A 26096-nucleotide genomic window follows, 5' to 3' on the forward strand; every position below is an offset into this window, starting at 1 on the left:
GCCGCAATTCAACACAGCTCAGTAACCCTGCACGACCTTGCGCAGGGCGTACTCGGTCACCGCGACCAGAGCCTGCTTGACCGGCTCCCGGCGACGGGCGTCGATCGAGAGGATCGGCACGTCCGCGGGCACCGCCAGCGCCTGACGGATGTCCTCCACCGGATACCGTGGCGCATCATCGAATTCGTTGATGGCCACCAGGAAGGGTAGGTTGCGCGCCTCGAAATAGTCGACGGCGGCGAAACTGTCCTCCAGCCGACGGGTATCGACCAGCACCACCGCGCCGATGGCGCCCTTGATCAGGTCGTCCCACATGAACCAGAAGCGGTACTGGCCCGGCGTACCGAACAGGTACAGCACCAGGTCGTCGGCCAGGCTGATGCGGCCGAAGTCCATGGCCACCGTGGTGGTGGCCTTCGACGGGACACCGGTCAGGGAGTCCACGCCGACACTGGCATTGGTCACCAACGCCTCGGTGCGCAGCGGAACGATCTCCGACACGGCACCGACCAGGGTGGTCTTGCCGACACCGAAACCACCGGCCACGACGATCTTGGCCGACGTGGGCTTGCTGGTGCGCGTGTCGACCTGTGTCGTCGAATCAAATACGCCGGAGTCCACTGAGAACCCTTTCGATCAGCTCGCGACGTTCATCGTCGCTGGAATCGTCTTTCAAAGTCGCCGATACCCGCACATGGCCGGCATCGATGAGGTCCGCGACCAGCACCCGCGCGACCCCGAGCGGGATGCCCAGACGCGCGGCCACCTCGGCAACCGACGGCGATTCTCTGCACAACTCCACAATTGACGTCTCGATGTTGGTGAGTTCGAACTGCCGCTCGAGGGCGACCGGATGCGATGCGACGAGCGCCTCCAAGGCGAGCTCCACCTTCGGCCGGGTGCGACCGGCCGTCAGTGAATAGGGGCGAACCAAGCTCGGTTCGGCGCTCCCAACGCGTTCGTTGTCTATGTCCATCCCGCCATCAGGAACCCATCGTGACGCGAGGTGTGGCCTGAACCGTCTGGCCCACTCGCTCGACCAACAACGCCATCTCGTATCCGACCTGACCGATGTCACACGAGGTGTTGGTCAGGACCGCCAGATACGAGCCGTCACCGACAGCCATGAGCAGCAGGTAGCCGTGTTCCATCTCGACCACCGACTGCAACACGGTGCCGCCCTCGAACAAGTTCGACACACCCACCGAGAGGCTCGCGAGCCCCGCGGTCACTGCGGACAGCTGTTCGGCGCGGTCCACGGGCAGCTGCGCGCTCGCGGCCATCAGCAGGCCGTCGGCGGATACCAGGACCGCATGCGCAACGCCGGGAACCTCATTGGCGAAGTTCGAAACCAGCCAATCCAGCTGACGCTTCGTACCACCTAGATCGGGGTTCATCGGTCTCCTTTATCTCCGGTTAGGTTCATAGCTTGCATCGCGCGGCCATCCCGGACGCCCTTCTGGTGGCGACTCAGACTTGACCTGATGGATTCTGGGTCTCGGTGGGCCGCCTTGTCAGCGTTTCCGTTCACACCGCCGGGCACAAGTCGGTTACCCGGATCGCGTTGCGGCAGACCGGCGGCCGTGCGCTTCTCCGGCGCCGACTGGCTGACCCGGTGTGCGGCCTGCCAGCCCTCGTCGCCCGGTGATTCGAAGGACGAGGCCACCTGGGACCGATCGGCGTTCGGATCGGAGAGCCACGCCGACATCATCTCCGCGAAGATCGGCGTGCCGCCCATGACCGAGTCACCGGGGGCGTCCGTCGGCTGCAAACGCGTCTGGAAGAACGAGGCAGCCTTGGCCGGATTCGACCGGAAGCTGTGGCGTCCCGGCTCCTTGACGCCGTCGTCACCGCGCTGCGGCAGACCCACACCCGGAATCGGGGACGGACGCTGCGGCAACACCGAGCCCGGATCCCGCTGCGGCAGACCGGTGGCGCCGCGCTGCGGCAGACCACCGTCCCGCTGCGGCAGCGGATCGTTCAACGGATCCGCTCCGCCTCTCCGCGCTTGCTGCGGGAGTGGACCACTCAGCGGATCACGCTGAGTCAGACCACCCGAGAGCGAATCGGCACCCGCGGCGGCCGGGCGCTGCGGCTGACCGGCACCCGGACCACGCTGCGGCAGACCGCTACCGGAATCCCGCTGCGGCAGACCGTTCGAGCCACGCTGCGGCAGACCACCGTCGCGCTGGGGCAGACCACCGGCGGCGGGGCCACCGTCACGCTGAGGCAGACCACCGGCGGCAGGACCGCTGTCCCGCTGCGGCAGGCCACCCGGACCACGCTGCGGCAGACCGCCCGCGGCCGAATCACGCTGCGGCAGACCACCGGGAGCGGCATCACGCTGGGGCAGACCACCGTCACGCGGGGCGAGACCGTCCCGCGGACGCAGACCCTGCTTGTCCGAATCCTGTGCGGCAAGACCATTGGCCCCGTCGCGCTGCGGCGCGGCGCCACGCTGCGGGAGACCACCCGGCGCTCCCGGACCACGCTGCGCCGGAGCGCCATTGGCACCGGGCTGACGGGTCGGCAGACCACCCGCGGCCGAATCACGCTGTGGCAGACCACCCGCGGCGGAGTCACGCGGCGGGAGACCACCGGCGGCGGAGTCACGCGGCGGCAGACCACCGGCGGCGGGCTCACGACGGGTCGGGCCCGAGTCCGCTCCACGCGGCGCGGGAGCACCGTTCGCACCAGGCTCCGCTCCGCCTCCCCGCGCTTGCTGCGGCATACCGCTGGGAGCGGAACGCTGCGGCTGACCCAGACCGGCCTCACGGCCGGGGGCGCCATTGGCGCCCGGCTGACGGGTCGGCAGACCGGTCGGCCCGGCCGGAGCCGCGCCCGGCGCGGAGTCCGCACCGCCTCCCCGCGTTTGCGACGGCGGAAGTCCCACAGAAGGATTGCGCTGCGGCATCGCACCGGACTGACCCGGCTGCGGCGCTCCCCCCTGCCCCGGACCACGCGGCGCGGGTCCCGGCTCCCCCGGTGCGCCCGGTCGCGGCGGCATGCCCGGAGCACCTTGACGCTTGAGCATATTGGCGGCGAGGCCGCCCCGCGGCTGCGCCGGGGGTTCGCCCTGGCCGCGCTGCGGGAGGTTCGATCCCGGGCGGTCGGCGGGCGCGGACGGACCGTTCACACCCGGATCCCGCTGGGGTAGGCCCGGTCTCGTGTCACCCGGCGCGGAGACGGTGTGCTTGACGGTCGGGCCGTTCACACCCGGCTGACGGGTCGGCAGACCACCCGGCACCTGCGCACCCGGCTGACGGGTGGGCAGACCGGTGGCCGCACTGGCCGCGGCCGGGGCCGAAGGAGCCGGGGCCGGAGCCGGGCTCGGGGCGGCGCCCGCCGGAATCGGCCCGCTCACACCCGGATCCACGGTGACCATCACATTGCCGGTCGCCGTGCGGGTGACCGCGCGCATCTGCATGGAGGCCGGGGCTCCGGCCTGGGTGCCCGCACCCTGCGGCGCGGACGCCGTCGGGGCCGGGGCGGGAGCCGGCTGCTGCTGGCCCTGCTGCGGCGGCACCGAGATGGCGCCACCCGGCGAGACGATCAGCGGCTTGGGCACGTGCACGGTGACGGTCACACCCGGATCCCGGGCGGTGTCGAAGGTCGGGCGCAGGCGCACGGTCAGGCCGTGGCGCTCGGCCAGGCGGCCGACCACGAACAGACCCATGTGGCGCGCGGTATCAGGGCCGACCTCGGCCACGGCCTCCAGTCGCCGGTTGATCTCGGCCATCTCGGCCGGGGGCATACCGATACCGCGGTCCGCGACCTCGATCAGCAGACCCTGATCGTGGGCCTGGGCGAAGGTGAACTTGACGTCGGTCTCCGGCGGAGAGGCGCGCAGCGCGTTGTCCAGGAGCTCGGCGAACAGGTGCGCGAGGTCGGACGCGGCGGGCTCGACCAGCGAACCGCGCGGGGTGGCGCCCAGCTTGACGCGCTCGTAGTCCTCCACCTCGGAGATGGCGGCGCGCAGCACGTCGGCGATCTCGACCGGCGCCGACTTGGTCCGGCGCTGCTTGGTGCCGGCCAGAATCAGCAGGTTGTCGCCGTTTCGCCGCATACGGGCGGCGAGGTGGTCGAGACGGAAGAGGTTCTCGAGCAGGCGCGGGTCCTTCTCGTCGTACTCCATCGCCTCGATGAGCGAGAGCTGATGGTCGACAAGGGACTTGGAACGCCGCGCCAGGGTCTCGAACATGTCGTTGACCTGGGTACGCATGGCGGCCTGGTCGGCGGCCAGGCGCAGCGCCTGACCGTGGATGTCGTCGACGGCGCGAGCCAGCTGGCCGACCTCTTCGTCGGTGTGCACCGGCATCGGTTCCAGCGGAACGTCTTCGGGGTCGGCGCCCTCACGCAGCGCGGAGACTTCCTGGCCGAGGTCGTATTCGGCGACGCGCAGGGCGGCCAGGCGCAGACGGCGCAGCGGGACGATCATCGCGCGCGCGATCAGCACGGCCAGCGCCATGGCGCCGAGGATGGTGGCGATCACGATGATCGAGTAGCGGATGGCGTCCGAACGGGCCGCCGCCGCCAGGTCGTCGACTCGGGACACGATGTCCTTGGTCGCGCCCGCCGCGATCGACTGATAGCCGTTGATGCTCGAGACCAGCGAGTCCTTCAGCTCGGCCACCGGCAGCTGACCGGCCAGCGCCTGCGGGCCGTTCACCAGCTGCACGCGGGTGTCCGCGCCACGCTGCAGATCGGCGACGGTCGCGTCGCCGTCCGGGAAGCGGTGGGCCAGCACGGCCAGCATCTGCCGCTCGGTGCTGACACTGATCTGGATGTCCTTGAGGCCATCCTTCGGGTTGCTGCGTAGCGCCTCCGCCATGCCGGCGACCTCGTTGAACAGCATCCATCGGGTGTTCAGCGAGTCGACCAGGCGCAGCTTGGACTGGTCCACGTTCTTGTCGGCGATGGTCGCCACGATGGACTCCACCGTGCGCACGCTGTCGCCACGAATCCGCTCGACCTGGGCGACGGTGTCGGGAATCGACTTCGAGGGCGCGAGGCCCTGCGCCCGGATCGCCTTCGCGCCCACGATCATCTCGTCCAGCGAGGAACGGGCGGTGGGGAGATCACTCAGGCGGCTCGCGGCCTTCTCGGCGAACGAGATCGCCGTGTCCAACTGAGTGAGTTCCGGATCAGAGGTCAAGGACTGGTTCGGGCCCAGCATGACCATCTGCCCACTGGCCACCTGCGCCGCGTCCGCACTGAGACCGGTGATCGCCGGGATCACCCCGACGTGGTCGGTCGCCGTCGAGAGCCTGCTCGAATCGGCGAACTCCGCCGAGATCCTGGACGCACCCAGCACAACAGCGACCAACAACGGCACGGCGAGGACCGCCGTGACCTTCCATCGCAGGTCCCAGTTGCTCAGCGCCCAGCGCTTATTGCTGCCGGACCTAGCGGCGTCACGCATCTCCCACTCACTTTCCAAACTGGCCCCAGCCACGCGCCATCAGCGAGCCTCCGAGCGATCGCACGCTCGGCTCGACAGACGGAGCTGACCGAGAACGGCGGCTGGCCGAGAAATTGCGTCCATGACGGCCGAAATATGTGACATGCGATTCTAACGGATCAATAACTTCTTGTGTGACCTCTTGGCAACCACCGGTCCCTGACCTGCCAATTCCAGGCAAAATCAAAGGTCGCGGCGCCCGCCCGGACGTCGCGTGAAGTCTGCCACAATCAGGCTGATCTATCGAGGCGGGCATCTTCAGCGCTTCTCAGGACACAAGGCGGAGCTAGGGAGTCACCGGGTTGAACGCGAAGCAGGAGTACCGATCGGCGTATCAGCTGAGCCTGGTCGATCCCTCGGAGTTCTGGCGCACCGCGGCCGAATCCATCAGCTGGGACGTGACTCCCACCCAGATTCTCGATACCGCTGCCCGCCCGGCGGCCCGGTGGTTTCCCGACGCTCGCCTCAACACCTCCTACAATGCGCTGGATCGGCATGTGCGCGAGATCACAACTCCCGAAGGCTCTTTCGAGGGCCAGGAGGGGGGTCGCGCCCAACAACCGGCCCTAATATACGACTCGGCTATGACCGGGTCCAGGCGGATGTACACATATCGGGAGTTGCTCGACGAAGTCGCCCGATTTGCCGGATCCATGCTGCGACTGGGCGTCAAGACCGGTGACCGCGTCGTCATCTATATGCCGATGATTCCCGAAGCCGTGATCGCCATGCTCGCCTGCGCCCGGATCGGCGCCGTGCACTCGGTGGTCTTCGGCGGTTTCGCCGCCCACGAACTCGCGGCCCGCATCGACGACGCCGAACCTGTGTTGATCATCACGGCCTCCGGCGGTCTGGAACCCGGACGCCGCATCGAATACCCGCCCATCGTGCTCGCCGCCCTCGACCTCGCCGAGACCACCGCCCCGAGAACCGTGCTGGTCAAGCAGCGAGACGGCTTCCCCACCATTCGCTTTCCGGCCGAGCAGGCCGCCACCGACTCGCTGCCCGCCTCCACCGAGACCGTGGCGGCCCGGTGGCTCGATTGGGACGAGGCGCAGATCGGGGCGGAGCCGGCCGATCCGGTGTCGATGGCCGCGACCGATCCCCTCTATATCCTCTATACCTCCGGCACCACCGGGAAACCCAAGGGCGTGGTGCGCGACAACGGCGGCCACGCGGTCGCCATGGCCTGGTCCATGCGCAATATCTACGAGGTCGGCGCGGGGCAGACCATGCTCACCACCTCCGATATCGGCTGGGTGGTCGGGCACTCCTACATCGTCTACGCGCCGCTGCTGGTCGGGGCCACCACCGTGCTCTACGAGGGCAAGCCGATCGGGACCCCCGACGCGGGCACCTTCTGGCGGCTGGTCGACGAGTACAAGGTGGATGTGATGTTCACCGCTCCGACCGCGCTGCGGGCCATCCGCCGCGCCGACCCGGACGCGGCGCTCGCCCATCAGCACGATTTGTCCCGCCTGCGGGCGCTGTTCTGCGCCGGGGAACGCCTGGACCCGGCCACCTACGAGTGGACCGTGGACACCCTGCTCGCCGACCGCCCCGACTGCCCGGTGGTGGACCACTGGTGGCAGACCGAGACCGGCTGGCCCATCTGCGCGAACCCGCTCGGACTCCAGCAGCTCCCGATCAAACCCGGTTCGGCGTCCGTGCCGGTGCCCGGGTACCGGCTGCGGGTGCTGGACTCCGAGGGCAACGCGGTCGCCCCGAACACCGAGGGCAATATCGTCATCGGGCTGCCGCTGCCGCCCGGCACCCTGACCACGCTGTGGAAGGACGACGAGCGGTACGAGCGCTCCTATCTGTCCGCCTATCCCGGCCACTATCTGACCGGCGACTCGGGTTATTTCGACGAGGACGGCTACCTGTTCGTCCTGGGCCGCAGCGACGACGTCATCAATATGGCCGGGCACCGGCTGTCCGCGGGCGGGATCGAGGCGGCCATCTCAGGTCATCCGGCCGTGGCCGAGACCGCCGTGGTCGGCATTCCGGACGAGCTCAAGGGGCAGCGGCCGATCGGGTATGTGGTGCTCAAGACCGGCGTCGACATCGAGTCCGAGCGGCTGCGCGCGGAGATCATCGACCGGGTGCGGGAGCGGGTCGGGGCCATCGCCACCCTCTACGACGTGGTCGCGGTGACCTCGCTGCCCAAGACCCGGTCGGGAAAGATCCTGCGCCGCACCATGCGTCAGATCGCCTCGGGTGAGCCGTTCGAGGTGCCGCCGACCATCGACGACGCCTCCATGCTGCCCACGCTGGAGAAGCAGATCCGCGACGCGGTGACATTGATGGAGGACAAGGAGCGCATCGCCGCCGCCGAGGCCGCGGTCGCCACCACTCCGATCCGCCGCCCGGACCCGGCCGCCGCCGATCCGGCCGGGGATCAAGCCGTCTCGGGCTAGCCTCAGAGTCTTTTCAGAATTGGCTCATCGACCTCCTAGAGCGGTCGTTTAGCGTCGGTCGGGCGCGCGGGAATCGCGCGCCCCGTCGTTATGCCAACTGAAAAGAAGGTCGCTGTATGAGCTTCGTCCGTAATCGTCGTGCCGGTGTGCTCTTCGGAGCCGGTGCGGTCGCCGCCGTCGCCCTCGCCTTCGCGCCCGCCACCGCCTCCGCCTCCCCCGCGGATCTGGTTGCGCCGCTCCTGAACTCCACCTGCAGCTTCGCCCAGGTGGACGCCGCCCTGCACGACAAGTCCCCGATGCTGGCCCAGTACCTCGATCAGAACCCCGGCTACAAGGCGGAATTGAAGGCCAAGTTCGACCTCTCCCCCGCCGAGCGCCAGGCCGAGCTCGACCAGTACCTGCGCGACAACCCGGACGCCGCCAACCAGGCCGCCTCCGACCCGCGGGCCGGTGGAATCGCCGCCACGATCCAGCAGGTCGCCGATTCCTGCCACAACTACTGACCGCCGCCGGGCAATACTGATGGTGTGCCACCCTCGTGTGGCACACCACGCATGTTCGCGGCCCGTCTCGTTCTGGACTGACGTAGCGGGGGAGCGAAGCGGAGGAGCGGAGGAGGGAAGAACGAGACCTCCGGGGCCGCGAACCCGCCCGGAGCGAAGCGGAGGGCAAATTGGACGCAGCGGTACCTACAGTCCTGGTCGTCGACGACGATGAGGATGTGCTCGCATCGGTCGAGCGCGGGCTCCGGCTGTCAGGTTTCCGGGTGGTGATCGCCCGGGATGGGGCGGCCGCCCTGCGCAGTGTGAATGAATTCGCCCCCGACGCGGTCGTGCTCGATATGAACATGCCGATCCTGGACGGGGCGGGCGTGGTGACCGCGCTGCGGGCCATGGGCAACGAGGTGCCGATCTGTGTGCTGTCGGCGCGCAGTTCGGTGGACGACCGCATCGCCGGGCTGGAGTCGGGGGCCGACGATTACCTGGTCAAACCGTTCGTGCTCGCCGAGCTGGTGGCGCGGATCAAGGCGCTGCTGCGGCGGCGCAGTGACGCACCGGCGTCCGCGATCCCGGGCGCGATCACCGTGGGGCCCTTGGAGGTCGACGTCGCGGGCTATCGGGCGCTGCTGCACGGCACCGAGATCGAGCTCACCAAGCGCGAATTCGAGCTGCTGTCCACGCTGGCGCGCAGCGCCGGGGTGGTGCTGAGCCGGGAACGGCTGCTGGAACTGGTGTGGGGCTACGACTTCGCGGCCGACACCAATGTGGTGGACGTGTTCGTGGGTTATCTGCGGCGCAAGCTCGAGGTCGAGGGCACCCCGCGCCTGCTGCACACCATCCGCGGCGTCGGGTTCGTCCTGCGGGCGCCGAAATGACCTCCGCGGCGGGCCCTTCCGTGCCCGGGGGCAGGCGCCGCCGCTGGTCCTACACGCTGCGGGTGCGCGTCGCCGCCGCCGCGGCGCTGGGCGCGACCATCATCGTGGCGATCCTGAGCTGGATCACCATCTACGCCATCGGCCGCAGCAATATGGCCCAGGCCGATCAGCAGTTGTCGATGGTGTCGCGGCTGGTGCTGATCCAGCCGGTCTTCGCGGTCAATGTGGTCGACATCCTCGCGCCCAACAAGGAAATGGCGCTGACGGTCCGCATGAACGATCGCGCGCTGGCCAGTACCCCGGTGAAACTGCCGGTGCTGCCGGTCGGCAATGCCACCGTCACCGTGGACGGCAACGCCTACCGGGTGCTCACCACCACCGAGGCGCAGCCCGCGGGACAGGTTGTGTCCCTGGGCATTCCGACCAATCAGACCGAGAAGACCATCAATGAGCAGCGGCGCTGGGTGTATCTGGCCGCGGCGCTCGCGGTGACCGCGTCGGCGGGGCTGGGCTGGCTGTTCGGCGGGCGCGCGGTGCGGCCCATCGTGAAACTCACCCGGGACCTCGACGAGCGCGGGCCCACCGGGGAATCGGAAGTCCCGCTCTCGGTGGACGGTTCGGGCGTGAAGGAGGCGGACAAGCTCGCCGAGGCCGTCAACACGCTGCTGGAACGGGTGGACCGGGCGCAGGCCGAGACCGCCACCGCGCTCGAGACCGCCCGCGATTTCGCCGCGGTGTCCGCGCACGAACTGCGCACTCCGCTCACCGCCATGCGCACCGACCTCGAGGTGCTCAGCACCCTGGACCTGAACGAGGAGCAGCGCCGCGAGATCCTCACCGACCTGCAGCGTGGCCAGAACCGGGTGGAGACCACCCTGGCCGCGCTGGAACGGCTGGCCGCGGGCGACCTCACCCACGAGCGCGACCACGTGGTCACCGACGTGGTCGAGCTGTGCGACGCCGCAGCGCACGACGCCATGCGGCACTTCCCGCAGTTGAAGGTGTGGATCGACGCCGACGCCGAGCTCGTCACCTGGGGCCTGCCCACGGGGCTGCGGCTGGCCGTGGACAACGCGCTCACCAATTCCGCGCGGCACGGCGGGGCCACCGAGGCGCTGGTGACAGCGCATCGCGCGCCCGACGGACGCATCGTGATCACCGTCGACGACAACGGCCGCGGCCTGCCCGCCCACGAGCGGGAGCAGGTGTTCGCGCGCTTCTTCCGGGGCAGTCAAGCCACCAAGGGCGGGTCCGGGCTGGGTCTGGCGCTGGTGGCGCAGCAGGCCCAATTGCACGGCGGCCGAGCCTATTTCGACGACGGCATGCTGGGCGGGGTGCGGCTGGTGCTGGAGCTGCCCGATCGCGGGGCGTGGCCGCCGCCACCCGCGCGGATGTGAACGTACCGGTCTTTACCGAACTCTCAGACATCCATCAGAGCTGCGGACATACCCGGCCTCTACGGTCTGAATCGTGTTCGGAAAACGTGCTCGCTGGGTCCTGATCGTCCTGCTGCTCGCCGCCGCGGTCGCGGCGAGCGTCGTCGGCATCGGCCGCCTGCGGACCGCGCCCACGGCGGTCGCGCTCGTCAACGGCGATTCCGGCCCGCTGGGCGCGCGCATCGCGAAGGACCTGCAGGCCAGTGGAATCCGGCACTGGGAGGTCGTCGACGAGGCGAGCCCCACCGACTACGCCGCGGTGATCACGCTGCCCGCCGACCTGACCGCCGACATCAACTCCCTGGTCACCGACCAGCCGAAGAAGGCTCAGGTCACCGTGGCCACGCACGACCGCGCCGACCCGAATCTCGTCAACGACGCGGTGAGCGAGGTGACCAAGAAGATCAGTGCGGCCGGGCTGGACACCTTGTTCTCGACCATGAACACCGCGCGCCTGCAGGTGTCGCAGATTGCCGGGACGTCGGGCATGCTGAGCGCGGGCGTGCAGGCGGCCGCGGACGGCGCGCAGCAGTTCTCCGGCGGCGCGGATCAGCTGACCGATTTCCTGGCGCAGGCGAAAGCCGGTGCGGGGCAGCTGACTTCGGGGATCGACGCCCTGAACTCCACGCTGTCGGCGGCGACCACGCAGGCGAATCAGCTTGCCACGGCACTGGATTCGACCGGCGTCACCATGTGGCAGGTCTCGCAGGCGGCGAGCGCGCTGTCGGGTGGGTTGAACGTGGTGGTGCCGTTGCTGCAGGGGCTGCCGATCGCCACGGATCCGCAGTTGGCGAGCGTGATCACGCAGCTGCAGGGTCTGCGCACGATCGCGAATCAGGCGGATGTCCAGCTCAGCGGCTTCGCGAATCTGACAGGCACGCAAGTCACCCCGGACACCAAGGTCGGGCAACTGCTGCGGGACGCGGCCGGACGACTGAATGACGCAAGCGCGCAGTTGAATCAGGGTGCGTCGCTGGCACAGAGCATTCCCGCGATCGCCGATCAGGCCGGCGCCCAGCTGGTCACCGCGATGCAGGCGCTGACCGGCGGCGTGGCCCAATTGCAGTCCGTCACCAAGCTTCTGAGCAATCAGACCAACCAGGCGATGGGCGCGCTCCCCCAGCTCGGCGTGCCGCAGCAGACCGTGATCGCGGCCGCCCTCACCGACCCGGTCGACATCATTCGTAAATAAACGTTCGCAAACAATCAGCAACGATCGGCGGTTTGCCGGAGTACACTGTGGCCGAATTGCTCTAATCGACCCGTTTCATGAGCTCGTCCGCTTCATCCGCATCTTGGCTCCACTCAGCGCCCGGTATCGGAGAGGAAACGATCGTGAGCATGTTGATCGCCGCACACGACATGTACGGCACGGTTCTCGCCCAGCTCAGCAATCCCACCGCGGAAACCCCGCCCATGGCGGACAAGATGATGAAGATGTTCCGGTACTTCACCTGGTTCACCCAGATGTCCGGCATCGCGGCCATCACCTACGGTGGCGGACGTTTCGCCTGGGAGAAGTGGGGCGGCGGCTCGGCCTCGCCCAAGATGGTCGCCAACGCCATGCTGGGCGGCGCGACCGCCACCAGCGCGGGAACCATCATGAACGCCATCGTCGGCTAGCGATCCAGGAGACAATGCGGGGGCCATACCCCCGCATCCTCTTGGGGAGGAACCGATGACCTACGGCAACGATCCCTACTCGCAGCAGCCGCAGCAGCCCGGCTACGGGCAGCAACCACCCGGGTACGGGCAGCAGCCACCTCCCGGGTACGGGCAGCAACCGCCGGGCGGCTTCCCCGGACAGCAGCCCTCGGACTACGGCTACCAGCCGGGCTACGCCGCCTACCCCGCCCCGCCCTACGCCGGCTGGGGCGCGCGGGTCGGCGCCTACCTGATCGACCGGCTGATCGTGTTCGTGCCCGCGGCCATCTTCTACGGGCTCGGCTTCCTCATCGGATTCAAGGACGCCGACTGCGTGACCGAGCAGACCGACACCTCCTACAGCACCAGCTGCTCGGGCGGGCTGTCGGGCGCGGGCGTCGCCCTCATCGTCGTCGGCGCCCTCATCGCCTTGGCCGGCGCGCTGTGGCTCATCTACAGGGAGGGCACCACCGGCCAGACGCCCGGCCGGAAGATGCTCAACATCAAGCTCGTTCGCGAGGCGGACGGTCAGGTGCTGGGCTTCGGTATGGCGTTCGTCCGCCAGCTCTGCCACTTCGTGGACAGCCTCGCCTGCTATATCGGCTGGCTGTGGCCGATCTGGGACGCCAAGCGGCAGACCTTCGCCGACAAGATCATCGGCAGCATCGTGGTCAAGGTCTGAGAGCCGACGACCGAGACAACAGTGCCCGCCGCGCGGAATGCGCGGCGGGCACGTGTCTTTCAGCGACCCGGAGGCCTCAGTTCACGACGTCCAGCAGGTCGATGACGAAGACCAGGGTCTTGCCGGAAAGCTGGTGGCCGCGCCCGGCCTCGCCGTAGGCCAGCTTCGGCGGAATGGTCAGCTGGCGACGGCCGCCCACCTTCATGCCGGGGATGCCGTCCTGCCAGCCCTGGATCAGGCCGCGCAGCGGGAAGACGATCGACTCGCCGCGGTCCCAGGAGGCGTCGAACTGCTCGCCGGTGTCGTACTCGACGCCCACGTAGTGGACATCGACGGTGTCGCCGGGCTTGGCTTCGCTGCCCTCACCCACGACGAGGTCCTTGATCACGAGCTCGGCGGGGGCGGGGCCGTCCTGAAACTCGATTTCCGGCTTGCTGCTCATGGGCTGTCCTCTTCGATTAGGGGATCGGAACGTGATCTACCCTATGCCCCGCCCATTCGGCCGCCCCGGGCGGAGGCGAAAATGGGCGCGTGGCCGAAGTGATCGATATCGACGACCCCGCCGATCCGCGGGTCGCCGAATTCCGCGACCTCAATAACGCCGACCGCCGGCCCGACCTGCCGGGCGGAAAAGGCCTGGTGATCGCGGAGGGCGTGGTGGTGGTGCAGCGCATGCTGGCCTCGCGGTTCACGCCGTTCGCATTGTTCGGTGTCGCGAACCGATATGAGCAGTTGCGTGAGGATCTCGCGGCGGTGGATATTCCGTATTACCGGACCAGCGCCGAGGTGATGGCCGAGGTCGTCGGATTCCATTTGAATCGGGGCGTGCTCGCGGGGGCTTATCGGCCGCGCGAACTCGACGCCGCGGAAGTACTGGCGGACGCGCGCACCGTCGCGGTACTCGAGGGCGTGAACGACCACGAGAACATCGGTTCCATCTTCCGCAACGCGGCCGGACTCGGCGCGGACGCGGTGCTGTTCGGCGACCGCTGCTCGGATCCGCTGTACCGGCGCGCCGTGCGCGTGTCCATGGGGCACGTGCTGCGGGTGCCGTTCGCCCAGCTGCCGCCGTTCCCGGCGGGCCTGGAGGTACTGCGCGAGCGCGGTTTCCAGATCGTCGCGCTCACCCCGAACCCGAAGGCGGGCACGCTCGCCACCGCCATGACCGGCGACCGGGTAGCGATCCTGCTCGGCGCGGAAGGCCCCGGCCTGACCGAGGAGACCATGCGCGCCAGCGACATTCGGGCCCGCATCCCTATGACTCCCGGCACCGATTCGCTTAATGTGGCGACAGCGGCCGCCATGGCCTTCTACGAGAGAGTGCGTGCGCAGTGAGTCATCCGCCCGACGGACCGTACGGATACGGATATTCCGAACCCACGCCGTGGGCCAGCGGCATCGCCGTGGTCGTCATGGTGGCGGCGCTGACCGCGGCGGGCGTATACGCCTTCGGGGCGGCGCTGGCGCAGATCCATCCGCTGCTGTCGGTGGTGGTCAATCTGATCGCGGTGGGCGGGGCCGCGCCGACGGCCTGGCGCTGGCGGTTCGCTCCGGTGACCCGCTGGGTGATCGCGGGACTGGGCGTGGGCGTGCTGGTGGCCTGGCTGGCCCTGCTGCTGTCCTGAACCGGATACGGAGGCCGCTCCGGTCAGGAGACGCGGTCCCGGCCGCGCAGCCAGCCCAGCAGTCCGCGTCTGCCGTTGCCGTGCTCGATCGGTGGCTCCGGTTCGCTGTCCAGCCGCGGCGCTTCGCCCTTGGGGTACAGCGAGAATCCGCAGACCTCGATGTGGTCGGGAATCAGGGCGTTCGCGGAAGTATGGCCGCGGTAACGGAATCCGAGCCACTGCTCGTTGGCGGCGTCCGCGAAGCCGGGCGGGTCGAAGGGCAGCAGCTGCGGGTCGAGCAGTTCGCCGGGGGTGAGGACGATCGGATGCTCGCCCGCCCAGTACGGCCGCTCCCAGACCCGTGGCATGCCCTCGTCCTCGAGGATGTTGACCCTGGTCGCGCTGAAGGAGCGGCGGAATTCGCCACGCTCCCAGTGCGCGAACGCGCCCCAGCCCAGTGACAGGTCGTAGGAGATCAGGTAGGTCTGCTCGGAGGCGAGCGGGCGGACCAGCAGCTCCGGCAGCCGGGTGGGTCGCGGCAGCGCGGCCTGGGTGGAACACACCACCGTGACGCCGGGATAGCAACCGATATAGACGGATTCGGGGTCCGGGCCCGCCCACACCTTCATGCTGCCGGAGGCGGCGGGCACCACGTCCCGATCCGGGTTGAGCTGCCGGGCGAGTGCGAAGGCGGCGTCGGGATCGGGTCCCGGTTGCGCGCGCAGCACGGCCACCGGATCGGAGGCGTCGACGTACCACAGGGATGAGACCGTTGATGGCACCGACGTCACCTCCCTCGCGCACGGCTACTTTCAAGCAACGCACAGCGGCCGGTCGGAGCCGACATCGATCGGCCGAACCAACCCGCCAACAGGATTGAATCTACCCCCGCGACAGCCCGAAATGCGGCTGTTGACAACGCCGTTTCGCGGCGCGGCGACGAACGACATGCCGGAAGGTCAGCAACCCTCCGGCATTCGTGAAGATCGACAAAGCGTCAGCGACCCGAACCGACAGTGGTCAGTGACCCGAGCTGCGCACGCCTAGGAGCACATCCTCCCAGGACGGCATCGGCGCCTTGCCGCCCCGCTTGGCCCGATTCGGCTTCTGCGCGTTGGACTTCGCCGCGGGCTGCGCGGGAGCCGGGGCCGGCGCCGATTCCGGCGTGGGCTCGGCGGCCGGAGCCGGAGCGGGCGGGGTGGCGGGCGGCGCCGGGGCGGTTGCCGCCGGAGTCGCGGGCTGCGCCGGAGCCGCCGGTTCCTTCGCGGCCGGGGCCGGTGCGGGAGCGGGCGCCGGGGCGGCCGCGGTGGTCACCGGCACGGTGCCGTCGCCGACCGCGGCGCGCTGCTCGAAGTAATCATCCACGTTCTGCTGCTGGGCGACTCGCGCCGGGGCGGGCTCGTAGTCGGAGCCGCGCTCCTCACGCGCCGCGGGCGCGGGTGCGGGGACCGCCTCCACCACCGGGTCGGTCTGGTCAGGCAGGATGGTCGCCAGGCCGCGCAGGGCCCGGCCGAAGTCGGGGTCGATGAGGTCGGAGGCCGGATCGTCGAGCGGCACCACGGAGCCGCCGTGCGCGTCGGGCTGGTAGCGCCAGTGCGCGGCGATCACCGAACGGCCCGCCTGCCACTGCAATTGGGCCACCCAGTAGCCCTTCTCGTCCTTCCAGGCGTCCCATTCGGCGACCTCGATATTGTGGCCGCGCTCGGCGAACGCGGCCGACACGATCTCGATCAGGGTCTCCACGGCGGGGCCGTCGTTGCGGACCGGGTGCGCCTTCTGCGCCAGCTCGGCGGCCCGGGCGCGTTCCAGCAGAACGGGATACGCGAAACGTTCGACCCGCGACAGCGGCATGCCCGACTCTTCGGTGACCTGCTCCACCGAGGCGCCGGCACGGATACGAGCCTGGATATCGCGAGGGCGCATCGTGGCTTCCGTTTCGATCTCGATTTGGCCGAATCGGGCAAGATCTCCGCGGGCAGCGGCGCGCAGTTTATCGTCGGCGGCGAGGCGGTACTTCTGACCGCTCTCGGTGTCGATGCATACGATATGCGTGGAATCGGGCGTCAATCCGATTACTCGAAGTTCACGCACCGTTACCTCCTGTTCGCTGCGCAACACACAGCTATAGCTAGGCTCGCGACACCGCCCACGTTCTGGAACAGTAGTGCACTTCTGTGAATCTCGGGGCAAGACACGCGGCGCGGAAATCTGTTCCCAGACTTCCGCGCCGCATTAGTGTGATCGATTCGCCTCAGCTCCGACACCGGGTTTCGCGAGGCGCGTTCGCCCGGTCAGATGCCATTTCTACTGATCAGCCGAGCTTTTCGACGACCCAGTCGACGCAGCGGGTCAGCTGCGACACATCGTCGGGGTCGATGGCCGGGAACATGCCGATGCGCAGCTGGTTACGCCCCAGCTTCCGGTACGGCTCGGTGTCCACGATGCCGTTGGCGCGCAGCACCTTCGCGACCTGCGCGGCGTCCACGCTGTCGGCGAAGTCGATGGTGCCCACGACCTGCGAACGCAGCGCCGGGTTGCCGACGAACGGGGTGGCGTACTCGCTGGTCTCGGCCCACGAGTACAGGCGCGAGGAGGAGTCGGCGGTGCGCTTCACGGCCCAGTCCAGACCGCCATTGCCGTTCATCCACTCGATCTGGTTGGCGAACAGCAACAGGGTGGCAAGCGCCGGGGTGTTGTAGGTCTGGTCCTTGGTGGAGTTGTCGATCGCGATCGGCAGCGACAGGAACTCCGGGGTCCAGCGACCCGAGTTCTTGATCTCCTCCACGCGCTCCAGGGCCTTCGGGCTCATCAGCGCGATCCACAGGCCGCCGTCGGAGGCGAAGCACTTCTGCGGGGCGAAGTAGTACACGTCGGTGTCGGCGATGTTCACCGGCAGACCGCCCGCGCCGGAGGTGGCGTCGATGGCGACCAGGGCGTGCTCGGAACCGGCCGGACGCGACACCGGGATGGCGACACCGGTCGAGGTCTCGTTGTGGGCCCAGCCGATGAGGTCGGCCGACGGGTCGGAGGTCGGCTCGGGGGCGTCGCCCGGCTCCGACTTCACGACGATCGGGTCACCGATGAACGGGTTGCCCTTGGCGACCGAGGCGAACTTCGAGGAGAACTCGCCGTTGCTCAGGTGCAGCGACTTCTCACGGATCAGACCGAAGGCGGCGGCGTCCCAGAACGCAGTGGTGCCACCGTTGCCCAGCACGACCTCGTAACCGTCGGGCAGGGAGAACAGGTCGCGCAGACCGGAGCGCACCCGCGCCACCACGTCCTTGACCGGCTTCTGCCGGTGCGAGGTACCGAACACCGAAGCGCCGGTATCCACCAGGGACTGCAGCTGCTCGGGGCGGACCTTGGAGGGGCCGCAACCGAACCGTCCGTCGGCGGGCTTGAGATCGTCGGGGATGGTCGGGAACGCAGAGGTCATGGCGACAAGGGTAGTGGTGCTATCACCCGCGCTCACGGGCGGGTCCGGGTGAAAAAAACAATCTCGCGGGCGGGTGCGTAATGCTGTGTGGCACGCCACAGACGCACTACCGTTCAGCGACATGGACATGGCCGCGGACAAGCGACCGAGCACCGCATCCGACCGGCAGACCGGTTCCGTCCCCGGGTTGCACCCGGATTCCGCGCGACCGCGGACCCGGCCCGATGAGGTGCCGCGCGTCGGTCTGCTGGCCCGGTTGTCCTCGCAGTTCGGCTCACGCGGCCTGACCCGCCGCGGTCCGGTGCTCGACGACGCCGCCCGCCGCGCACTGCTGCTGCACGGTCTCGAGGGGACGGCCACCATCCTCGGCGTCCACGCGGACGAGCCCGCCCCGGAGTTCTGGGTGCGCGTACAGGTCGAGGACCGGCACGGCTACGAGACCCGGGTCCGGCAGCGGGCGGGCGCCGCCGATCGGGAGTGGATGCAGCCCGGTGATGTCGTCTGCTGCCGGGTCGATCCCGGCGATCCCGACCGGGTGGTGCTGTATCTGCCCGCGCCGGAGGAGACCTCGCGCACCAATATCACCAAGATCCTGTCCGACGGGCGTCGCGCCCGGGCCACCGTGCTGGCCGCCGCCCCGGTCGCGGCCGACTACACCGGGCGCGATGATCCAGTGCTGCGGCTGGATCTGGAACTGCGCGCCTGGGACGAGCCCGGCCCGTGGCGGGTGCGGGTGGTGCAGCCGGTGCCGCTCTCGGCGCTGGAGCTGGTGGATCTGGGCCGTCGCCTGGATGTGGCGTTCTTCACCGTCGACCGCGGCGAATCCGTGGCGGTCGACTGGGCGGCCTCGCGGCGCGACTGACCGTCGCGCCGGAGGCGGGTTCGAAGGACCGCGGGTTCGAAGAACTAAGGCAGATGCACGAATTGGAAGCCGTTGGCCTTCAGCGCCGGGAGCGCGGCGAGCATGCCCGCACCGGTGCCCGACTTGGGCCGATGCATGTGGGCCAGGGAGATGCCGCCGGACTTGGCCGCCGACATGGCCGACTGCACCTGCGCGGCCGAGGCGGTCGCGCCGAAGTCCGCGTTGACCGTGTAGCCGACCGGGGTCTCCCCCAGGTCCCGCACGATCGACACCGCCACCTCGTCGTAGTGGGCGGTGCCGGCGCGGAAGAACCGCGGTCCACGCCCGGTCAGGGCGGCGATGCGCTGATGGTTGCCCCACACCTCGTCCACCGCGGCCTGCGCGGAGGCGGTGCCCTTGATCTCGTAGGCGGCGCGGCCGTTCACCGACAGCGGGCAGTGCGCGGTGCCGTGATTGCCGATCTCGAACAGCGGGTTCGCGGCCAGCTGCCCCGCGAGGGCCGGGTTGGCGTCGATCCAGCGCTTGTTCAGGAACAGGGTGGCCGGGATCTGCTGGGCTTGCAGGAAGGCGAGCAGGTTCTCGTCGATGTCGTTGTTGCCGGGGCCGCCACAGGCGTCGAAGGTGACGGCGAACTGCTTGCCGGTCGGATTGAAGCTGGTCAGGATGCCGTCGACGTCGACACCCCAGGCCTTAGGGGTGCGGCCCGCGTACTTGGCCGCGATGGCGTCCGGGGACACCGTGGAGACGGGTAGTCGAGCCGGCGCGGAGGCCGGATCGGCGCCACCGCGGGGTGGATCGAGGATGCGGTCGGACGAGTTGCCGTTCGCCACACCGCATCCGGCGGTAGCGAGGCCCGCGGCCAGCGCCGCGCCCGCGGCGAAGAAGCCGCGCCTGGACAGTCCTGCGTCGAGCACCGGAGCAGGTTATGTGAATCCCGGCGCACAATCCATGGCGTGAATCAGGATTCTCGCCGCCTTCGCGGTCTGGCAACCAATTCGCCACCGCAGTTGGGGCAGACGTAATCCATTGTTCGACCGCACGATTCACAGAAGGTGCACGCATAGCTGCAGATCAGCGCGGGACCCTCAGCAGGTAAATCGGCAATCTCGCATCGTTCACAGCGTGTCCGCATTTCCAGCGCCATCCGGTCTCCTCGTCCGCGCGCTGCCGGTCCCGGGTGCGCGACTGTGATCGATTTCCTTTTCATATCGAGGGGCCGGGTGCCCCAGACTGTAGCCTGCCTGTCCGAAACAACCCTTTTGCAAGGAAGCGCATTGACTTACCCGAACAACCCGTACCCGCAGCAACAGCCGGGGTACGGCTACCCGCCCGCCGACCAGCCCGCCCCGGGCTACGGCGCGCCCCAGCCCGGCTACGCGGCCCCGCCGCCCGGCTACGGCGCAACCCAGTCGCCCTACGGCGCACAGCAACCCGGATACAGCGCTCCGCAGCAGCCCGGCTACGGCGCCCCGCAGCCCGCGTACGGGGCTCCCCAATCTCCTTATGGCGCACCGCAACCCGCTTACGGCGCACCCCAGCCCGGTTACGCTCCGTTCGGGGGGTTCGGAGCGAATTACGCGAGCTGGGGCGCACGAGTGGGCGCGCGACTGGTGGACTCCCTGGTCGTGATGGGCCCGTTCATCCTGCTCGACGTCATCGCCAACACCGCGGGCACCTCGGAGCCCCAGTGCACGACCACCCGCTACTCGACCTACTGCGACTCCGGCACCATGAACGCCCTGGGCTTCATCTGCGTGCTGATCGGCTTCGTGGCGCTGGTCGGGGCCGGGCTGTTCATGGCCTACCAGGAGGGCACCACCGGCCAGACGCTCGGCAAGCGGGTGGCGGGCATCCGGTTGCTCAAGGAATCGACAGGCCAGCCCGTCGGTTTCGGCATGGCCATCGTGCGCTACTTCGCCGAGATGGTGAACACCCTCTGCTGCTACCTGGGCTGGCTGTGGCCGCTGTGGGACGAGAAGAAGCAGACCCTCGGCGACAAGATCATGGGGACGATCGTCGTCAAGGCCTAGAACGAAAGCAGTAGAACGAACAAATGGCCCGCGGCGAAGTCTCGCCGCGGGCCATTTGTTCGTTCAGCGCACTCTAGTTGTGCGACACCAGGTTCCAGCCGGTGACCGTCTCCGGCTTGCGCGGGGCCGGGCCGGTGTAGATGGCGGCCGGGCGGACCAGCTTGCCGAGCTGCTTCTGCTCCAGGATGTGGGCACACCAGCCGGCGGTGCGGCCACAGGTGAACATGGCGGGCATCATGTGCGCCGGGACCTCGGCGAAGTCCAGGATCACGGCGGCCCAGAACTCGACGTTGGTCTCGATGGCGCGGTCGGGGCGACGCTCGCGCAGCTCGGCCAGGGCGGCCTGCTCCAGCGCGGCGGCGACCTCGTAGCGCGGGGCGTCCAGGCGCTGGGCGGTGGCGCGCAGCACGCGGGCGCGGGGGTCCTCGGCGCGGTAGACGCGGTGGCCGAAGCCCATCAGCTTTTCCTTGCGGTCCAGGATGCCCTTGACCAGAGCCCGTGCGTCGCCGGACTTCTCGACGGCCTCGATCATCGGGAGCACGCGGGCCGGGGCGCCGCCGTGCAGCGGGCCGGACATGGCGCCGATGGCACCGGACAGCGAGGCCGCGACGTCGGCGCCGGTGGAGGCGATGACGCGGGCGGTGAAGGTGGAGGCGTTCATGCCGTGCTCGGCCGCGGACACCCAGTAGGCGTCGATGGCCTCGATGTGGCGCGGGTCCGGGTCACCCTTCCAGCGGGTCATGAACCGCTCGGTAATGGTGGCCGATTCGTCGATCTTCGACTGCGGCACGGCGGGCTGGTAGATGCCGCGCGCCGACTGGGCGACGTAGGACAGCGCCATGACCGAGGCCCGGGCGAGGTTCTCGCGGGCGGTGTCGTCGTCGATGTCGAGCAGCGGCTCGTAACCCCAGATCGGGGCCAGCATGGCCAGACCGGCCTGCACGTCGACGCGGACGTCGCCGGTGTGGATGGGGAGCGGGAACGGTTCGGCGGGCGGTAGGCCGCGGCCGAATTCGCCGTCCACGAGCAGGGCCCAGACATCACCGAAGGTGACCCGGTTGCCGACCAGGTCCTCGATGTCGACGCCGCGGTACCGGAGCGCACCGCCGTCCTTGTCCGGTTCGGCGATATCGGTGGTGAAGGCCACCACGCCTTCGAGACCGCTCACGAAGCCGTCGGGGACGACATTGGGTACCGCAGCGCTGGCAGTCATGTTGTGACTCTCCTTGCATGTCGGGCCGCCCGATCCCTGAGCAGCCACGCCGATCACCTGGAGCTTAACCCCCGCATTACTCCGGAGTAACGTCTGGCCCATGGTTGACCAGGAGAAATTGGCCACTGGGCCGATGGCGCACGAAGTCCCGGTGGACATCGATATCGCGGCCTTGCGCGTCGAGTACGGGGTCGATCAGGGCGACAACCATCCGCACCGCGACACCGACCTGGACGAGACCTGGCTGACCGAGGGCTGGGAGCCGTTGCTGCGCAATTGGATCGAGGATGCCACCAGCGCGGGCTTGACCGACCCCAACTCGATGGTGCTGAGCACCGTGGAGATCACCGAGAGCGGTCCGCGGCCGTCCTCGCGAACCGTGTTGTGCAAGGGGCTTTCTGCCGAGGGTGTGACTTTTTACACGAATTACGACTCGTTCAAGGGCCGTCAGCTGACCCGAACCCCGTACGCGTCGGCCACATTCGTGTGGCAGGCGATGGGGCGGCAGGTGACGGTGCGCGGCCCGGTGCGGCGGGTGCCCGCCGAGGCCACCGAGGTGTACTGGCAGTCCCGGCCGCGCGGCTCGCGACTGGGGGCGTGGGCCTCGGAGCAGTCGCGGACCATCGCCTCGCGCGCCGAGCTGGATGAGCGCATGGCCGCGACCGAGGCCCGGTTCGCCGAGGTGGACGACATTCCGGTGCCGCCGTTCTGGGGCGGGTTCCAGATCCGGCCGGAGACGGTCGAGTTCTGGCAGGGCCGCCGCAGCCGTATGCACAACCGCATCCGGGTGACGGTGGAACCGGGCAACTCGGATGTTTCGGCCATGAAAGTCGAACGCCTCCAACCCTGATGCCCGAGCAACGCCACGAAAGAGTTGGATATCTCACGTTCAAATGATGGGATGATCGGTCCAAAATAAGTCGGTGAAGCTGCTCGCCGACATAACTCCATTACGGAATCCCGACTACCGGAGGCTCTGGACCACCGGCATCGTCACCGTGATCGGCGCGCAGCTGTCCGTCGTAGCCGTCCCCAAACAGCTCTACGACATCACCCACAGTTCCTCGTACGTCGGCCTGGCCGGACTGTTCGGCCTGATCCCGCTCATCGTGTTCGGGCTCTGGGGCGGCGCGCTCGCCGACGCCATGGACCGCCGCAAGATGCTGCTCGTCACCTCCGCGGGCACCGGCCTGACCGCGCTCGCCTTCTGGGCGCAGGCCGCGGCCGGGCTGAACAACGTGTGGCTGGTGCTGATCCTGTTCGCGGCGCAGCAGGCGTTCTTCGCCATGAACCAGCCCGCGCGCAGCGCCATCTACCCGCGCCTGCTGCCGCCCGAGCAGCTGCCCGCGGCGAACTCGCTGAGCATGACGGTCATGCAGTTCGGGGCGATCGCCGGACCGGTGCTGGCGGGCATGCTGATTCCGCTCGCGGGCCTGTCCACGCTGTACCTGCTGGACGCCATCGCGCTGCTGGCCACGCTGTGGGCCACCTGGAAGCTGCCGCCCATCCCGCCGCACGGCGAAGCCCGCCGGGCGGGGCTTCGTGAGGTGTTCGACGGCTTCGCCTACCTGGCCACCCAGCGCATCCTGCTGGCCTCCTTCGCGGTGGACGTGGTGGCCATGGTGTTCGGCATGCCGCGCGCCCTGTTCCCGCAGATCGCCCAGGACAGCTTCGGCGATTCCGCTTCGGGCGGAACGGCTCTGGGACTGTTGTTCGCGGCCATGTCGGTGGGCGCGGTGCTGGGCGGGGTGTTCTCCGGCTGGCTGTCACGGGTGCGGCGGCAGGGCCTGGCCGTGGTGGTCTGCATCGTGCTGTGGGGTCTGGGCATGGTCGGGTTCGGCTTGGCCGTGGGCCTGGTCGGGCACGGGCTGAGCATGACCCTGGCGCTCTGGATCGCACTGGCCTGCCTGGCCTTCGGCGGCGCGGTCGACATGTTCTCGGCGGCCTTGCGCACCACCATGCTGCAGTCGGTGGCGACCGACGAGATGCGCGGCCGACTGCAGGGCGTGTTCATCGTTGTCGTGGCGGGTGGACCGCGCATCGGTGATGTTGCGCACGGTTTCGCGGCAGCGGCGGTGGGTACCGCGGCGGCGGCCGCGGGCGGCGGCGCGCTGGTCGTGGTCGGCATGATGCTGGCCGTCGTGGCATTTCCCGCGTTCGCGCGTTACCGGGTGGCACGTGCCCATTCGGAGGTGCCGGTCGCCTGAGGTCCGGCGTTCATGCGCATAGCACATGACCGCCGCTCGCCTCACCTGCGAACGACGTGACTGTGAGGTAGTCAAGGGACACCCTCATTACTGGGGCGTAGTGGACAGCGGCTAGCGTTGAGTACAAGCGCATCGTGTGTCACCCGCGTCGATGCCTACGGTTTCAAGCCTGAGAGGGATCCTTCCGTGCCCGCTGAGAACATCATCAACGTCGACGACGACGCCAAGCCGGTACTGCAATACCCGGGCGGCGAGTACCCGATGACCGTCGCCAAGGCTGTCGAGGGCAATGACGGGATCGACCTGGGCAAGCTGCTCGCCAGCACCGGGTACGTCACCTACGACCCCGGCTTCATGAACACCGCGTCGACCAAGTCGGCCATCACCTACATCGACGGTGAGGCGGGCATCCTGCGCTACCGCGGGATCCCGATCGAGCAGCTGGCGGGCAAGTCGACCTTCATCGAGGTCAGCTACCTGCTCATCTACGGCGAGCTGCCGACCCAGGCCCAGCTCGACGACTTCACCGACCGGATCCGCCGGCACACCCTGCTGCACGAGGACCTGAAGCGGTTCTTCGACGGCTTCCCGCGCAACGCGCACCCGATGCCGGTGCTGTCCTCCGCGGTCAACGCGCTGTCGGCGTACTACCAGGACTCGCTGGACCCGCGTGACCCGGAGCAGGTCGAGCTGTCCACCATCCGACTGCTCGCCAAGCTGCCGACCATCGCGGCCTACGCGTACAAGAAGTCGGTCGGCCAGCCGTTCCTCTACCCGGACAACTCGCTGTCCCTGGTCGAGAACTTCCTGCGGATGACCTTCGGCTTCCCGGCCGAGCCCTACGAGGTCGACCCGGAGATCGCCGCGGCGCTCGACATGCTGCTCATCCTGCACGCCGATCACGAGCAGAACTGCTCGACGTCGACCGTGCGCCTGGTGGGTTCGTCGGACGCCAACCTGTTCACCTCCGTCTCCGGCGGCATCAACGCGCTGTGGGGCCCGCTGCACGGCGGCGCCAACCAGGCCGTGCTGGAGATGCTGGACGACATCAAGGCTCAGGGCGGTGACGTCAAGGAGTTCGTCCGCAAGGTCAAGAACAAGGAAGACGGCGTGAAGCTCATGGGCTTCGGGCACCGCGTCTACCGCAACTACGACCCGCGCGCGACGCTGGTCAAGCAGGTCGCGGACAACATCCTGTCCAAGATCGGCGGCGACGACCAGCTGCTCGACATCGCCAAGGCCCTCGAAGAGGCGGCCCTGACCGATGAGTACTTCATCGAGCGTCGCCTGTACCCGAACGTCGACTTCTACACCGGCGTCATCTACCGGGCCATGGGCTTCCCGACCCGCATGTTCACCGTGCTGTTCGCCATGGGCCGCCTGCCGGGCTGGATCGCGCACTGGCGCGAGATGCACCGCGAGCCGCTGAAGATCGGCCGTCCGCGCCAGATCTACACCGGCTACGGCGAGCGCGACTACGTGGAGATCAACGGCCGTTGATCCCTCGGGTCCTGTGCCCGAACGCTTTTCACGGGAAATCCCCGTCGTCACACATCGTGGCGGCGGGGATTTCCCGTTGACAATGACCTGTCGTTGACAAGGACTTGTTAAGGATCTCGCTGGCGCGGGGCGGCACTCTTGTTCTCACGGGGGTCAGCTGCCGCGGCGGGGGCGGCAGCTGGCCCCCGAAGAAATCGGATGCGGGAAACCGGGAATCCTGGGATCT

The 26096-nt window shown here is 68.7% G+C and carries 24 protein-coding genes and 1 pseudogene; 14 read left to right on the top strand and 11 right to left on the bottom strand.

Annotated features, from left to right (window positions below):
* Positions 1-18: 18 nt before the first annotated feature.
* Genes ABZ412_RS20105 through ABZ412_RS20120 form a run of 4 tightly spaced genes read right to left on the bottom strand, consistent with a single transcriptional unit; the run spans position 19 to position 5422 of the window.
* Entirely contained in the window at positions 19-621 is a 603-nt protein-coding gene (locus tag ABZ412_RS20105; RefSeq protein ID WP_174391578.1) for an ATP/GTP-binding protein, read from the bottom strand.
* Positions 602-976 (bottom strand): DUF742 domain-containing protein, encoded by a 375-nt coding sequence (locus tag ABZ412_RS20110; RefSeq protein ID WP_033085504.1) that lies wholly within the window; start codon positions 974-976, stop codon positions 602-604. Before ABZ412_RS20110 ends, ABZ412_RS20105 begins: the two co-directional genes overlap by 20 nt.
* 7 nt (positions 977-983) lie before the next feature.
* On the bottom strand, positions 984-1397 hold the full coding sequence (locus tag ABZ412_RS20115; RefSeq protein ID WP_029930951.1) for a roadblock/LC7 domain-containing protein: 414 nt from the start codon (positions 1395-1397) through the stop codon (positions 984-986).
* A complete protein-coding gene (locus ABZ412_RS20120) occupies positions 1394-5422 on the bottom strand; it encodes an ATP-binding protein (RefSeq protein ID WP_357282514.1) in 4029 nt (1342 codons plus the stop codon). Before ABZ412_RS20120 ends, ABZ412_RS20115 begins: the two co-directional genes overlap by 4 nt.
* A 341-nt stretch (positions 5423-5763) precedes the next feature.
* On the opposite strand from ABZ412_RS20120, the gene ABZ412_RS20125 reads away from it, so the two are divergent.
* The 7 genes from ABZ412_RS20125 (at position 5764) to ABZ412_RS20155 (ending at position 13018) form a co-directional block, all read left to right on the top strand.
* Positions 5764-7881, top strand: coding sequence for an AMP-binding protein (locus ABZ412_RS20125; RefSeq protein ID WP_357282517.1), 2118 nt, complete (start codon positions 5764-5766; stop codon positions 7879-7881).
* A gap of 116 nt (positions 7882-7997) precedes the next feature.
* Complete coding sequence (locus tag ABZ412_RS20130; RefSeq protein ID WP_357282520.1) at positions 7998-8384, top strand: hemophore-related protein; 387 nt, start codon at positions 7998-8000, stop codon at positions 8382-8384.
* A gap of 170 nt (positions 8385-8554) precedes the next feature.
* Entirely contained in the window at positions 8555-9256 is a 702-nt protein-coding gene (locus tag ABZ412_RS20135) for a response regulator transcription factor (RefSeq protein ID WP_357282522.1), read from the top strand.
* 20 nt (positions 9257-9276) lie between these two features.
* Positions 9277-10653, top strand: a complete 1377-nt coding sequence (locus ABZ412_RS20140) for a HAMP domain-containing sensor histidine kinase (protein WP_357282523.1) — start codon at positions 9277-9279, stop codon at positions 10651-10653.
* A gap of 73 nt (positions 10654-10726) precedes the next feature.
* Positions 10727-11884 carry a hypothetical protein gene (locus ABZ412_RS20145; RefSeq protein ID WP_357282525.1) on the top strand — a complete coding sequence of 386 codons (1158 nt, stop codon included), beginning with the start codon at positions 10727-10729 and terminating at the stop codon, positions 11882-11884.
* A gap of 149 nt (positions 11885-12033) precedes the next feature.
* On the top strand, positions 12034-12315 hold the full coding sequence (locus tag ABZ412_RS20150; RefSeq protein ID WP_357282819.1) for a hypothetical protein: 282 nt from the start codon (positions 12034-12036) through the stop codon (positions 12313-12315).
* A gap of 55 nt (positions 12316-12370) precedes the next feature.
* Positions 12371-13018, top strand: a complete 648-nt coding sequence (locus ABZ412_RS20155) for an RDD family protein (protein WP_357282527.1) — start codon at positions 12371-12373, stop codon at positions 13016-13018.
* A gap of 76 nt (positions 13019-13094) precedes the next feature.
* On the opposite strand, the gene ABZ412_RS20160 is transcribed toward ABZ412_RS20155, so the two are convergent.
* Complete coding sequence (locus ABZ412_RS20160) at positions 13095-13460, bottom strand: FKBP-type peptidyl-prolyl cis-trans isomerase (RefSeq protein ID WP_357282529.1); 366 nt, start codon at positions 13458-13460, stop codon at positions 13095-13097.
* 89 nt (positions 13461-13549) lie between these two features.
* On the opposite strand from ABZ412_RS20160, the gene ABZ412_RS20165 reads away from it, so the two are divergent.
* Both ABZ412_RS20165 and ABZ412_RS20170 read left to right on the top strand, forming a co-directional pair.
* Positions 13550-14353 carry an RNA methyltransferase gene (locus tag ABZ412_RS20165; protein WP_357282533.1) on the top strand — a complete coding sequence of 268 codons (804 nt, stop codon included), beginning with the start codon at positions 13550-13552 and terminating at the stop codon, positions 14351-14353.
* Entirely contained in the window at positions 14350-14643 is a 294-nt protein-coding gene (locus ABZ412_RS20170; RefSeq protein WP_357282535.1) for a DUF2537 domain-containing protein, read from the top strand. Before ABZ412_RS20165 ends, ABZ412_RS20170 begins: the two co-directional genes overlap by 4 nt.
* 23 nt (positions 14644-14666) lie before the next feature.
* Here the strand turns inward: ABZ412_RS20170 and ABZ412_RS20175 are convergent, their stop codons facing one another.
* The 3 genes from ABZ412_RS20175 to serC all read right to left on the bottom strand — a co-directional run bounded on the left by ABZ412_RS20175 (position 14667) and on the right by serC (position 18058).
* The gene (locus ABZ412_RS20175; protein WP_357282537.1) at positions 14667-15404 is read right to left on the bottom strand and encodes a hypothetical protein; all 738 of its coding nucleotides are present in this window, start codon (positions 15402-15404) and stop codon (positions 14667-14669) included.
* A 238-nt stretch (positions 15405-15642) separates the two neighbouring features.
* Positions 15643-16740 (bottom strand): septation protein SepH, encoded by a 1098-nt coding sequence (gene sepH, locus ABZ412_RS20180; RefSeq protein WP_357282539.1) that lies wholly within the window; start codon positions 16738-16740, stop codon positions 15643-15645.
* 193 nt (positions 16741-16933) lie between these two features.
* Positions 16934-18058 carry a phosphoserine transaminase gene (gene serC, locus ABZ412_RS20185; protein WP_357282542.1) on the bottom strand — a complete coding sequence of 375 codons (1125 nt, stop codon included), beginning with the start codon at positions 18056-18058 and terminating at the stop codon, positions 16934-16936.
* A gap of 121 nt (positions 18059-18179) precedes the next feature.
* On the opposite strand from serC, the gene ABZ412_RS20190 reads away from it, so the two are divergent.
* Entirely contained in the window at positions 18180-18920 is a 741-nt protein-coding gene (locus ABZ412_RS20190; protein ID WP_357282544.1) for a hypothetical protein, read from the top strand.
* Positions 18921-18964: 44 nt separating this feature from the next.
* Here ABZ412_RS20190 and ABZ412_RS20195 read toward each other — a convergent pair whose 3' ends face one another.
* Positions 18965-19834 carry a polysaccharide deacetylase family protein gene (locus tag ABZ412_RS20195; protein WP_357282547.1) on the bottom strand — a complete coding sequence of 290 codons (870 nt, stop codon included), beginning with the start codon at positions 19832-19834 and terminating at the stop codon, positions 18965-18967.
* Between the two features lie 44 nt (positions 19835-19878).
* Complete coding sequence (locus ABZ412_RS20200; protein ID WP_357282548.1) at positions 19879-20127, bottom strand: DUF1272 domain-containing protein; 249 nt, start codon at positions 20125-20127, stop codon at positions 19879-19881.
* Between the two features lie 379 nt (positions 20128-20506).
* On the opposite strand from ABZ412_RS20200, the pseudogene ABZ412_RS20205 reads away from it, so the two are divergent.
* Positions 20507-20950 (top strand): annotated as a pseudogene (locus ABZ412_RS20205) (RDD family protein); the annotation flags it as partial.
* Between the two features lie 73 nt (positions 20951-21023).
* On the opposite strand, the gene ABZ412_RS20210 reads toward ABZ412_RS20205, so the two are convergent.
* Positions 21024-22163 carry a citrate synthase 2 gene (locus ABZ412_RS20210; RefSeq protein ID WP_357282550.1) on the bottom strand — a complete coding sequence of 380 codons (1140 nt, stop codon included), beginning with the start codon at positions 22161-22163 and terminating at the stop codon, positions 21024-21026.
* Positions 22164-22263: 100 nt separating this feature from the next.
* On the opposite strand from ABZ412_RS20210, the gene pdxH reads away from it, so the two are divergent.
* The 3 genes from pdxH to ABZ412_RS20225 all read left to right on the top strand — a co-directional run bounded on the left by pdxH (position 22264) and on the right by ABZ412_RS20225 (position 25870).
* Positions 22264-23013, top strand: a complete 750-nt coding sequence (gene pdxH / locus ABZ412_RS20215) for a pyridoxamine 5'-phosphate oxidase (protein WP_357282552.1) — start codon at positions 22264-22266, stop codon at positions 23011-23013.
* A 73-nt stretch (positions 23014-23086) separates the two neighbouring features.
* Complete coding sequence (locus ABZ412_RS20220) at positions 23087-24370, top strand: MFS transporter (RefSeq protein ID WP_357282555.1); 1284 nt, start codon at positions 23087-23089, stop codon at positions 24368-24370.
* A gap of 186 nt (positions 24371-24556) precedes the next feature.
* Complete coding sequence (locus ABZ412_RS20225; RefSeq protein ID WP_357282557.1) at positions 24557-25870, top strand: citrate synthase; 1314 nt, start codon at positions 24557-24559, stop codon at positions 25868-25870.
* Positions 25871-26096: the final 226 nt, after the last annotated feature.

It is taken from the genome of Nocardia sp. NPDC005746 (genome assembly GCF_040630785.1).
GTDB lineage: Bacteria > Actinomycetota > Actinomycetes > Mycobacteriales > Mycobacteriaceae > Nocardia.